Here is an 11,926-nt window from a genome sequence, read left to right on the forward strand (position 1 = left end):
GCGTTGATTCAGTTTAGGGCAACGCTGATTAAGTCCACCGATCCGGTACGTCAAGCGTTATAGAGATCGGATTGAATGAGGAAGGCGAACCAGGATGAAGCAGCAGACGCTGGCGATGGCAGCCGATCAAGGTGCGGGTTTTGAGACGCACCGCAAACGCACGCGGCGCGACGAGTTTCTCGACACGATGAATGCGATCGTGCCATGGGCGCAGTTGTGCGCGGTGATCGAGCCGCACTATCCGAAACGCGGCAATGGCCGCCCGCCAATTGGTCTGGAGCGCATGTTGCGGATTCACTTCATCCAGCACTGGTTCAATCTGGCCGACTTCGCCTGCGAAGAGGCACTGTACGACAGTGCTAGCCTGCGTCGCTTTGTGGGTATTGATCTGGGCTGCGAAGCCGTGCCGGACGCGACGACGCTGCTCAAATTCCGGCGCCTGCTGGAGACCCACCAACTGGGTGAGCAGCTCTTCGCCGAAGTGGGCCGGGTACTTCAGGCCAGCGGCATGAAGCTCAGGAGCGGCACCATCGTGGACGCCACGATCATCGGTGCGCCGAGCTCGACAAAGAATGAACAGAAGGCGCGCGACCCCGAGATGCATCAGACCCGCAAGGGTAAGCAGTGGTACTTCGGCATGAAGCTGCACATTGGTGTCGATAGCCAAAGCGGGCTGGCGCACAGCGCAGTGCTCACTCCGGCCAACGTGCATGACAAGCACCCGCTGCCGCAATTGCTGCACGGCCAGGAGCAGCGCGTCTACGGCGACAGCGCCTATGCGAGCCAGAAAGACCTGATTCACGGCAAGGCGCCGAAGGCACGCGACTTCACCAATCAGCGGACGCGTCGTGCGGGCGGAGAAGTCGACGAGGTGCAGCGCGGCAGGAATCGCAACAAGTCGAAGATCCGGGCCCGGGTCGAGCATGTCTTTGCGGTCGTGAAGCGACTATGGGGATTTACGAAGGTGCGCTATCGCGGGTTGGCAAAGAACGCCAACCGGGCGTTCGTCGCGCTCGCGCTGGCCAACGTCTACCTGTCGCGCAGGCAACTGACGGCATCGGTACGCCCATAGTGGGCCAAAGGCGGGCAAAGTGCCCGCCCACAAGGCCCGCGAGGGCCGCAAAGCAACGGCGCAAGCTCGGCCTCATGACTTGACGACGTTCAAATTGCTAACGCGTCGCCAATTTCGCGGCTTGTTCAGTGTAGCCTTAGTCTTACTGTGTCACAAAACTAACAATAGCGATATTGCTTTGTTTGTCCTCATATAATGAGGATACCCAGGCATAGAGCGAGAAGCAATGGACGCACAAATGCGGTTTGAGCAGTACATTGAGCATTTGTCTGGCGGCTTGGGTCATGCGGATCGCCACTCAGGACTGAGGGGCTACTGCACAGGCCTGATGTTGCCGTTGACGCGCAAGAGCGTCGAGCCGATGGCCGCAAGCGTGGATCCGCTTCACGCCAGCGCCCGGCATCAGGCTTTGCACCACTTTGTGGCCAAAGCCGACTGGTCAGACGACGAGCTACTTCTCCGGGTCAGCCAGTGGGTCGTGCCGCGGATGGATTTTTCCGGCGGCGGCTTCTGGATTGTGGACGACACGGGATTTCCAAAGAAGGGCCGCCATTCCGTAGGTGTGGCGCGTCAATACTGCGGGGTGCTGGGGAAACAGGATAATTGCCAGGTCGCGGTCAGTGTGTCACTGGCCTGCGAGCAGGCCAGCATTCCGGTTGCGTGGCAGCTCTATGTGCCGCGTGAATGGGCAGAGGATGATGAGCGGCGCGAGAAAGCCGGCATTCCCGCGCAGATCGGGTTTGAGACGAAGGCGCAGATTGCATTGCGACAGATTGAGGCTCTGCTGGCTGCGGGTGCGCCCCGACATTGCGTACTGGCCGATGCAGGCTATGGAATAGATAACGCCTTCCGGCAACGTCTGGACGATCTGGGCTTGTCTTATGTGGTCGGCATCACATCGGCTCTCGTGGTCTGGCCACCGGGCGTCGAACCATTGCCGCCCAAACCGTATGGCGGCATGGGCCGCCCGCCTGTGGTACCGCGCCGCACACGCGCCCGACAGCCGGTGAACGTGAAGGACCTGGCGCATTCACTGCCTGCTACTGCCTTCACCACGCTCAGTTGGCGGGAGGGGTCGAACGAAACGCTCAGCGGACGTTTCGCCGCGGTGCGCGTGCGTCACGCGGGCGGCAATACCGGCAAGGCGAGATTGCGCCCCGAGCAATGGCTGCTCATCGAGTGGCCCGCCGGCGACGCTGACCCGCTGAAATACTATCTGTCCAACCTGCCGGCTGATACTGCGCTGGAGCAACTCGTGGCGCATGCACACATGCGTTGGCGTATCGAACGTGATTACCAGGATCTGAAGCAGGAGCTGGGGCTGGGACACTACGAAGGCCGGGGATGGCGTGGGTTTCACCACCACGCTGCACTGGCGATCGCGGCCTACGGGTTCCTTCTCTCAGAGCGTCTCGCTACCGGTACCCCGGTCAGCGCCAAAAAAAACTTCGCAGCACGCCAGACACCTGCGGTTCCCGACGATTACATTGCGCGGGGAAGTCCGACGCGCACAGCGCCACACGGCTGACTCGATTGCCACCATCCGCTACGAACTTACGGTGCGACTGGTCGCGGGGCTCGACGCCTGTCCATGCTGCCGAAGGCTGGGAAGACGTCTTTATTTTATGACACAGTAAGATTAAGGAAGGTCTGCAGAAGTCCTGGCATTGTGTTGCTGCTGAGCTATCCTGGAAACAGAGCTAATTGGGTGCGGAGCAGTGTGATGACGCAACTTGGTCTTGGTCTGGATCTGTCAACGAAGCGCACGCGCAAGCGGGAATTTCTCGATGAGATGCGACGCGTTGTGCCTTGGTTGAAGCTGATTGCGCTGATCGAGCCGCACTATCCCACGGGCAAAACCGGTCGGCCGCCGTTCCCGATTGCGACGATGCTGCAGATTCATTTCATGCAGCAATGGTTCGGTTTGTCAGACCCTGCTATGGAAGAGGCACTCTATGACGTGCCGCTGTATCGCGAGTTCGCGGGTCTCGACGGCGGGATGGTTCGCTTGCCGGATGAAAGCACGATTCTTCGGTTCCGCCATCTGCTGGAAACGCACGGACTGGCGGTGCAAATGCTGGCGCTGGTCAATGAAATCCTGACGGAGAAAGGCCTGATGCTCAAGGCTGGTTCGGCAGTCGACGCCACCCTGATTGCCGCGCCCAGTTCGACAAAGAATGGCTCCGGCACGCGCGATCCTGAAATGCAATCGACGCAGAAAGGTGGTAACTGGTACTTCGGGATGAAAATGCATATCGGCGTGGACGCCGACTCGGGCCTTGTCCATACGGTCATTGGAACGGCGGCCAATGTTCACGACATCACGGTAGCCCAGGCGTTGCTGCATGGTGAAGAAACGGATGTGTACGCGGACGCCGGATATCTGGGTATCGAAAAGCGATGTGAGGCTGACGCGGTTCGTTGGCATGTTGCAATGCGACCGGCAAAGCGAAGGAAACTGGATCTGAGTGATTCGCTGGACGCGATATACGATCAGATCGAACGCCTGAAGGCGGGTATCCGGGCCAAGGTCGAACACCCGTTTCGCATCCTCAAACGGCAGTTCGGTTACATGAAGACCCGCTATCGTGGTTTGATGAAGAACACCGCCCAGATCACCACGCTGTTTGCTTTGGGCAATCTATGGATGGCACGTAGAGCTTTGCGCAAAGCTTGAAACACCGGGCCGATGAAGGCCATATATCTGGTTGGAGCGCTCCGGTGCGCGGAAAAAACTCCGGCAATCAACTCACCGACAAAAATCTGAACGCCGAGGCCGCGCAGGATGTGAAAGATAACGCTTCAAAAAGCGGGTTGTGCAGACCTTCCTTAATCTTACTGTGTCACAAAACTAACAATAGCGATATTGCTTTGTTTGTCCTCATATAATGAGGATACCCAGGCATAGAGCGAGAAGCAATGGACGCACAAATGCGGTTTGAGCAGTACATTGAGCATTTGTCTGGCGGCTTGGGTCATGCGGATCGCCACTCAGGACTGAGGGGCTACTGCACAGGCCTGATGTTGCCGTTGACGCGCAAGAGCGTCGAGCCGATGGCCGCAAGCGTGGATCCGCTTCACGCCAGCGCCCGGCATCAGGCTTTGCACCACTTTGTGGCCAAAGCCGACTGGTCAGACGACGAGCTACTTCTCCGGGTCAGCCAGTGGGTCGTGCCGCGGATGGATTTTTCCGGCGGCGGCTTCTGGATTGTGGACGACACGGGATTTCCAAAGAAGGGCCGCCATTCCGTAGGTGTGGCGCGTCAATACTGCGGGGTGCTGGGGAAACAGGATAATTGCCAGGTCGCGGTCAGTGTGTCACTGGCCTGCGAGCAGGCCAGCATTCCGGTTGCGTGGCAGCTCTATGTGCCGCGTGAATGGGCAGAGGATGATGAGCGGCGCGAGAAAGCCGGCATTCCCGCGCAGATCGGGTTTGAGACGAAGGCGCAGATTGCATTGCGACAGATTGAGGCTCTGCTGGCTGCGGGTGCGCCCCGACATTGCGTACTGGCCGATGCAGGCTATGGAATAGATAACGCCTTCCGGCAACGTCTGGACGATCTGGGCTTGTCTTATGTGGTCGGCATCACATCGGCTCTCGTGGTCTGGCCACCGGGCGTCGAACCATTGCCGCCCAAACCGTATGGCGGCATGGGCCGCCCGCCTGTGGTACCGCGCCGCACACGCGCCCGACAGCCGGTGAACGTGAAGGACCTGGCGCATTCACTGCCTGCTACTGCCTTCACCACGCTCAGTTGGCGGGAGGGGTCGAACGAAACGCTCAGCGGACGTTTCGCCGCGGTGCGCGTGCGTCACGCGGGCGGCAATACCGGCAAGGCGAGATTGCGCCCCGAGCAATGGCTGCTCATCGAGTGGCCCGCCGGCGACGCTGACCCGCTGAAATACTATCTGTCCAACCTGCCGGCTGATACTGCGCTGGAGCAACTCGTGGCGCATGCACACATGCGTTGGCGTATCGAACGTGATTACCAGGATCTGAAGCAGGAGCTGGGGCTGGGACACTACGAAGGCCGGGGATGGCGTGGGTTTCACCACCACGCTGCACTGGCGATCGCGGCCTACGGGTTCCTTCTCTCAGAGCGTCTCGCTACCGGTACCCCGGTCAGCGCCAAAAAAAACTTCGCAGCACGCCAGACACCTGCGGTTCCCGACGATTACATTGCGCGGGGAAGTCCGACGCGCACAGCGCCACACGGCTGACTCGATTGCCACCATCCGCTACGAACTTACGGTGCGACTGGTCGCGGGGCTCGACGCCTGTCCATGCTGCCGAAGGCTGGGAAGACGTCTTTATTTTATGACACAGTAAGATTAGGCGATCAATGCGTTTTCACACAGGCTCGGCCAGGAACGGTCAATCGACACGGGGCGGCGAATCGCGGACAATCGACTAGCCGAGCCACGCTATCTCGCAAAAGTCATGAAGCAGCGTGTACGGATAAAACTTGGTCAGAGACGGCGAGCACAGTGTCGTGCGGCCCGCAAGCCTTCAGCCGGAACGAAGGGATATTTCGAAGATGACTGTAGGTCGCGACTTCCCGCTATCTACTCTCAGCACAAAGAGTTGTTCAAGCGACTAGAAGACGCGTGAGCATAGAAAGGCCACATATGGGCCGCGTTCCGTCTCGTCCAACAGCGCCGGTCGTCGTACTACCGAGCGGAAGAATGTTGAGCCAAAGGCAGTCTATGTCGAAGCTTTCTGCATCGCTAGGCGCTCAGCAAACACTTCCGAAGCGGTGTCGATAATCTTCTGGTAATACTCTTTGATCGGTCTTGGGGCGTGTTTGTCCCACGCAGCTGGGTGAAATGTCCTAAAGCACTCGATGCCATTCGACCGGAAGCGCCAAAGAGCCTTTGGCTCAACCGTCACAGTCTCACGCTTCTGAAGCACAGCTTTCAAGGCGCGATCATATCGGTGGCCGCTACCAAAGATTATTAGGTCGGGCTTAAGCAGTTCGATTTCGAACTGGAGGGCCGCCACCGAGAAATTAAACAAATGAGCGGAATGCCCGATCGAGGTCCGAGAGTAGCCGCGCTTCGGGCGGTGCCAGTCCATCTTCATTAGATTGTTCCAGCAAACGGCCGCTCGATCTCCTCCAGCGAACGCATCAGCGAACCGCTTCCACTGCCGCAATAACTCACTATTGCCGGTACCTTGGGCGTGTTGATTTTCGTAGCGAGCTTTCGCGATATCGATCTTGTCCGGATGCTCGTAGAAGGCTCCCAGCTTGCCACACCAACCGTTAGTTTCCTTCCCGATGAACATTACGCGGACGGGCGCATCGAGGTAAGCCTGAGATACGCTAAGGAGAAACGGCGCCGACAGCTCGCGAAAATGTTGAATAAAACCGGGCTTGGCCACGGCAAGCGCCTCTGCATAGTAAGAATCCAAGACCGCTTGAACGTCGTGTTTGAGCATGGTTCCCCCGAATGCTATGCCTTGGCGGCGGCCCAGCCCGTCGCCTTTAATTCTAGATTCGCCGGCAATTGTGGCATAAGTGCTTCAGACGTCGGCTGAACACACGGGTGTCCGCCGTCGCTTTCCGCGCCGGTCTCTTCCGGGTCGGCTCGTGTCTGTTGCGCGAGCCCCGCGACCAGAGTGTTTTTGGCGTTCGGTCGTCGGGCGCTGGTCGGCCGAGGGCGTGTGAAAACGCATTTATCGCCTAAACTGAATCAACGCACTGAGACCGGGTGACTCATGAAGCGATTCGTTGAAGGCGATGACCGCAAGCAGGTCGCACTACTTCCCGAATGCGTCGATGATTACATTGGCCAGGACAACCCGGTAAGGGTGATCGATGCCTTCGTCGACGAACTGAACCTGGCCGAACTCGGCTTCAACGGTACCACGCCGGCGCTCACAGGTCGGCCGTCCTATCATCCGGGCGTGATGCTCAAGATCTATATCTATGGGTATCTGAACCGGGTGCCGTCTAGCAGGCGTCTTGAGCGTGAATGCCAACGCAATGTCGAGCTGATGTGGCTGACAGGACGTCTCGCACCAGACTTCAAGACGATCGCCGACTTTCGTCGCGACAATGGCGCAGCCATTCGGAATGTATGCCGTCGTTTCGTCGAACTATGTCGCGGACTGAAGCTGCTATCCAGCGACATGGTGGCAATCGACGGCAGCAAGTTCAAAGCCGTGAACAGCCGTGACAGGAACTATACGGCTGGCAAGATCGACAAGCGTCAGCAGCAGATCGAGGAAAGCGTTCAGCGATATCTCGACATGATTGAAACCGCAGATCGGATCAGCCCGACAGGTTTCGATGTGAAGACCGTTCGCCTGTACGAGAAGATCGCTCTGCTGCGTCAGCGGATGCGTGAGCTAGAGCAGATGAAGGAGCAACTGAAGAAAGAACCGGACAAGCAGTTGTCGCTTACCGACCCAGATGCCCGCTCAATGACCAGCGGTGGCAAGAGGACCGGTACCGTGGGCTACAACGTCCAGACTGCCGTGGATACAAAGCATCATCTGATTGTCGAACACGAAGTGACGAATATCGGAGGCGATCACGGTCAACTCAGCAAGATGGCTTTCCTGGCGAAGAACGCGATGGGCAGGCCGAAGCTGAAGGTGTTAGCTGACCGGGGCTACTTCAGCGGCCCGGATATCCGCGCGTGCGAACTGGGCGGGATCAAAACGTATGTCCCGAAGCCACTTACCTCGGCATCAAGGAAGAAGAGGCTCTTTACCAAGCGCGACTTCATCTACGTTGCAAGGAACGACGAGTATCGGTGCCCCGCTGGCGAGCGCTCCATTCATCGGTTCAAGACCGTCGAGAATGGCATGAATCTGAACGTATACTGGCCCAGCGCATGCCCGCGTTGTCATCTCAAGGAGCGATGTTCGCCCAGCGACTATCGCCGCATCCGACGATGGGAGCACGAACATGTACTTGAAGCCATGCAGCGTCGACTCGACCGGAAGCCTGACGCGATGACCATCCGACGAAGCACCGTTGAACACGGCTTCGGCACGCTGAAGCATTGGATGGGTGCTACACACTTCCTGACCCGGACGCTCGGACGGGTGAGCACCGAAATGAGCCTTCAGGTGCTGGCGTACAACCTCAAGCGAGTCATGAATATACTTGGGGTTGCCAGGACAATGAAGGCAATCAGGATGGCTGGGAGCTAAGGCCCTGAGGGGCTTCTTGCGCTCGGGATGCTCGAATAGCACAACTTCGACGTACCAAACTTGATTGACCCGACCGCCAACTTCGCCCTCAGCCTCGAAAATTGCGTTTCCACACGCCCTCGGCCATGAACAGTCAGTCGACTCCAGCAAGCAAATCGCCGACAATTTGAATCATGAAACGATCTGGCTCCGCCTCATATGAAAAATGAAATGTGGGTTTTCAACGATCCGCCGAACGTGGCTGTAATTGCAAACCGCAGCGTTGTGTTCGAGCAAGACTGGATCGCATATGTGTCGCACGACAATGAGGATGGCGGCTGGCAATTCCACGGCTCTAGATCGGGGCAAATGCAAGAAGGCGACGCCGTCGCGGCAAGTTTGTTGAACATAGTCGAACTGGACGTCACAGTTCAGGCTTTGTCAGATCTCCCGCGTGGGTGGCATGTATGACGAGTTGCCAAAGCGGCACCCTGGTACAGGGCGAAGACGGATATATGAGCGAATTCGGTGTCCGTTTCCGGATAGCACGACTGTCTCGTCCGATTCGCGTGCTACCGATCGCTATCACGCAGCACCCGGCGGAAGAGGGCGTTCGCCATCGACACCAAGATCGGTGACAATCGACGCTCCGCTCCGTACATCTTGAACGCGAATTGATATTTTGAAAGCGAGAGCTGCAGTCGAACAAGCTGCCAACGTACGACTCGTCTTTCACTGATTCCAATTGTCCTGTCGCTCTCGCTCCTCCTTCCTACGACTCGAAGCTGGGCGGACAAGGTCGTCAAGGAGAGCTAGGTTGAGATCGTCGTGAATTACGGCAACCGCGACTGACGCGACTGCATGATCTTGAGGACCAACCGGATGCCGCGGCGAAGGCCGCGGAGGCCGGTCGACTTGACGGCGACGACGTGGCGATGGACGGTAGCCGGGCGTCGATCTACATGACCGCACGGCATGTCGCGCTGCTGGTGAAAGCGGTCGGTCCGATTCACCCCACAAGGAATTGTGCCGATCGTATGACGCAGATTGATCGGCCCGACAAGACGCATTCGAATTACAGAATCGAATGTCCGAGGCCGGGCACAATTAGACGCCGAATATCTCTTCACGTCCTAGAAGATATTTACGTCTTCGCGCTACCGTGTCTCACATTCGCTGCGATCGGGAAATAACCGCGCGCACATAGCCGCACCGGCCGGACACAGAGCGAAAAAAGTACACGGACGTACCTTCGAAAAAATCGTCCTTCCCGGCGCGGAAGCCATGTCTCCCGTGATATGCCGAGGCGGAAATAAGGTAGGAGTCAAAGCCCGCGCCCGATGTAACACTCAACTACGACACATGCCTTAAAAAGTCCTTCAATCGTTGCGTAGGCGGGTTATCGATCAACTCTGCCGGCTTGCCGTCTTCCGCAATTCCTCCGTTGTCCATAAACAGCAGACGTGTCCCCACCCGTTTCGCGAAGCCGATCTCATGCGTGACGACGATCATCGTCATGCCTTCCGTCGCCAGGTCCTGCATGACCTTCAGCACTTCGTGACGCAGCTCGGGATCGAGGGCGGACGTCGGCTCATCGAACAGCATCAGCTTGGGTTTGATGGCCAACGCACGGGCGATGGCCACACGCTGCTGTTGTCCGCCGGACAACTCCGACGGATAGTGACTGGCCCGCGATTCGAGACCGACTTTGTCGAGCAACGCCATCGCCTGAGCACGCGCTTCGGTGCGCGTTGCGCCGCGTACCTCGATGGGACCGAACATGACATTTTCGAGCGCTGTCATCTGCGGAAACAGATTGAACTGCTGAAACACCATGCCGGCTTCGAGGCGAATGCTGCGTATGTCGGATGCGTTACCTTTGACGCTCACACCATCGACAAGCAACTCACCACCGCTAATTTTTTCGAGCGCGTTGATGCAACGGAGAAGGGTGGATTTGCCCGAGCCCGAGGGCCCGACAATCACCACCACCTCGCCGTTCTCGATACGAAGATCGATGTTCTTAAGCACGGGCACGTGGCCGAAGCTCTTTGAGACACTTTGGAATTCGACCATGCTCATAGTATGCGCATCCTTCGTTCAACGAGACGCAACGACAGTGTCATCACGCCGGTGAGAACCAGATAGATCACTGCGACGGCAGACCAGATTTCAACCGCGCGGAAATTCCCGGCAATGATCTCCTGGCCTTGGCGCGTCAGTTCTCCTACGCCGATGACGATGAACAGTGACGTATCTTTCAGACTTACGATGCATTGATTGCCCAGCGGCGGAATCAGCCGGCGGAATGCCAGCGGTCCGATAATTTTCAGCAGCACGCGCGGCATCGACAATCCCATTGCGAGGCCGGCTTCCATCAAGCCCTTCGGAATGGACAGCAACGCACCGCGTACGACCTCGGCAAGATAGGCGCCCGAGTTCACGGTGATCGCGACGACGGCGGCGGTGAGCCCGTCGACCTTGATGTGCGCAAGCAGTGGCAGCGCGAAGTAAAGAAACATCACCTGAACCACAATCGGCGTGCCGCGAATGAGTTCAATGTAGACCTGCGCGGCGACGTTCAGTGCGAGTGGGCCGTATGCGCGGAACATGCCGGCTATGACGCCGACGACGAATCCGCCGATCAGTCCCACGAACGCAATGAACACCGTCAATTTCACGCCGGCCATCAAGTCTGGAAGCGCAGTCCAGATAACTGACCAATCAAATTCCACACACCGCTCCTGGTTGAGTCGTCTGTTGCGCAGCGGGGCTCGCCGCGCGTCCTGCTGATGACGATTACGACTTGGGCGGCTCCGACCCGAACCACTTCTTGTACAGCGTCGCGTAGCGGCCGTCGGCCTTCATCCTGGCCAACTCTGCGTTGACCTTGGCGACCAGCGGACTTCCCTTCGGAAAACCGATGCCGTATTTGTCGCCGCTGACCGGCGTGCCGGCGACCTGCACCTTGCCTTTGCCGGCGGTGCTGACGAAATAGAGCACATTCGGCGTGTCGTGCATGGCGGCATCCACCCGGCCTGCTTCCAGCGCGAGATAGGCCTGGTCGATGTTCGGGAACTGCTGGATTTCCTTGGGCTTCAGATGCGCCTTGATCCAGTCGATGGTGGCGGTGCCCGTTTTGGCCGCAATGACTTTCCCATTCAGGTCGTCGATGGATTTGATGCTGGTGTTCCCGGTTTGCACCATCGCGGCGAGCCCGCTGTCGTAGTACGGATCGGAGAAATCGATCGCCTTCTTGCGTTCCTCCTTGATCGTCATGCCCGAAAGCGCGACATCGATGTTCTGCGTCTGCAGGGCCGGGATGAGCCCGCTGAAATCCATCGGTTGAATCTTGTATTTCCAACCCTGATCTTTCGCGATTTCCGCCCACAAATCGAGGTCGAAGCCGACATACTTGTCGCCCTGCTTGAATTCGAAGGGCATGAAGGAGGTGTCGGTGCCGACAACGAGTTCTTTGGTGTCAGCGTGGGCGACGGTTGTGCCGAGCATGGCGACAGCAACCATAGACATGAGGAAGGAGCGACGTCCCATAATTTCTCCGCGGTGGTGGGCAATGTCCCCTGACAAAGTCAAGGGAGGGCTGCCGGACAGCGGGTGGCGTCGCAACATGCAATGCACAACCGGCCCGGAAATCAACAAGTGTTGTCAAAACGGATAATACGACAACAAAAAGTTTGGCAACAGAAATT

The 11,926-nt window shown here is 58.0% G+C and carries 8 protein-coding genes and 2 pseudogenes; 6 read left to right on the forward strand and 4 right to left on the reverse strand.

Features of this window, described 5'->3' with window-relative positions:
* Positions 1-94: 94 nt before the first annotated feature.
* From B0G82_RS31880 to B0G82_RS31895, 4 genes and pseudogenes are all read left to right on the forward strand, one after another.
* Complete coding sequence (locus B0G82_RS31880) at positions 95-1,072, forward strand: IS5 family transposase (protein ID WP_116140668.1); 978 nt, start codon at positions 95-97, stop codon at positions 1,070-1,072.
* 226 nt (positions 1,073-1,298) lie between these two features.
* Positions 1,299-2,588: pseudogene (locus B0G82_RS31885) on the forward strand (IS701 family transposase); the annotation flags it as partial.
* 207 nt (positions 2,589-2,795) lie between these two features.
* Positions 2,796-3,749, forward strand: coding sequence for an IS5 family transposase (locus B0G82_RS31890; protein WP_116149560.1), 954 nt, complete (start codon positions 2,796-2,798; stop codon positions 3,747-3,749).
* 242 nt (positions 3,750-3,991) lie between these two features.
* Positions 3,992-5,281: pseudogene (locus B0G82_RS31895) on the forward strand (IS701 family transposase); the annotation flags it as partial.
* A 496-nt stretch (positions 5,282-5,777) separates the two neighbouring features.
* On the opposite strand, the gene B0G82_RS31900 reads toward B0G82_RS31895, so the two are convergent.
* A complete protein-coding gene (locus B0G82_RS31900) occupies positions 5,778-6,512 on the reverse strand; it encodes a hypothetical protein (protein ID WP_121310206.1) in 735 nt (244 codons plus the stop codon).
* Positions 6,513-6,791: 279 nt separating this feature from the next.
* Between B0G82_RS31900 and B0G82_RS31905 the strand changes: the two genes are divergently transcribed.
* Together B0G82_RS31905 and B0G82_RS31910 are read left to right on the forward strand one after the other, a co-directional pair.
* Entirely contained in the window at positions 6,792-8,237 is a 1,446-nt protein-coding gene (locus tag B0G82_RS31905) for an IS1182 family transposase (RefSeq protein WP_121307354.1), read from the forward strand.
* A gap of 198 nt (positions 8,238-8,435) precedes the next feature.
* Positions 8,436-8,687, forward strand: a complete 252-nt coding sequence (locus tag B0G82_RS31910) for a hypothetical protein (protein ID WP_199730193.1) — start codon at positions 8,436-8,438, stop codon at positions 8,685-8,687.
* 882 nt (positions 8,688-9,569) lie between these two features.
* Here B0G82_RS31910 and glnQ read toward each other — a convergent pair.
* The 3 genes from glnQ to glnH all read right to left on the reverse strand — a co-directional run bounded on the left by glnQ (position 9,570) and on the right by glnH (position 11,768).
* Positions 9,570-10,298, reverse strand: coding sequence for a glutamine ABC transporter ATP-binding protein GlnQ (gene glnQ / locus B0G82_RS31920; protein WP_199730194.1), 729 nt, complete (start codon positions 10,296-10,298; stop codon positions 9,570-9,572).
* Positions 10,295-10,951 (reverse strand): glutamine ABC transporter permease GlnP, encoded by a 657-nt coding sequence (gene glnP / locus B0G82_RS31925; RefSeq protein WP_106286415.1) that lies wholly within the window; start codon positions 10,949-10,951, stop codon positions 10,295-10,297. The genes glnQ and glnP overlap by 4 nt, the downstream gene beginning before the upstream one ends.
* 64 nt (positions 10,952-11,015) lie before the next feature.
* On the reverse strand, positions 11,016-11,768 hold the full coding sequence (gene glnH, locus B0G82_RS31930; RefSeq protein WP_121310209.1) for a glutamine ABC transporter substrate-binding protein GlnH: 753 nt from the start codon (positions 11,766-11,768) through the stop codon (positions 11,016-11,018).
* Positions 11,769-11,926 lie beyond the last annotated feature (158 nt).

Source organism: Paraburkholderia sp. BL17N1, assembly GCF_003634175.1.
Classification (GTDB): domain Bacteria; phylum Pseudomonadota; class Gammaproteobacteria; order Burkholderiales; family Burkholderiaceae; genus Paraburkholderia.

Coding starts and splice junctions, on each gene's coding strand:
- B0G82_RS31880 (WP_116140668.1), top strand. CDS start 95: ATGAAGCAGCAGACGCTGGCGATGGCAGCCGATCAAGGTGCGGGTTTT.
- B0G82_RS31890 (WP_116149560.1), top strand. CDS start 2,796: ATGACGCAACTTGGTCTTGGTCTGGATCTGTCAACGAAGCGCACGCGC.
- B0G82_RS31900 (WP_121310206.1), bottom strand. CDS start 6,512: ATGCTCAAACACGACGTTCAAGCGGTCTTGGATTCTTACTATGCAGAG.
- B0G82_RS31905 (WP_121307354.1), top strand. CDS start 6,792: ATGAAGCGATTCGTTGAAGGCGATGACCGCAAGCAGGTCGCACTACTT.
- B0G82_RS31910 (WP_199730193.1), top strand. CDS start 8,436: ATGAAAAATGAAATGTGGGTTTTCAACGATCCGCCGAACGTGGCTGTA.
- glnQ (WP_199730194.1), bottom strand. CDS start 10,298: ATGAGCATGGTCGAATTCCAAAGTGTCTCAAAGAGCTTCGGCCACGTG.
- glnH (WP_121310209.1), bottom strand. CDS start 11,768: ATGGGACGTCGCTCCTTCCTCATGTCTATGGTTGCTGTCGCCATGCTC.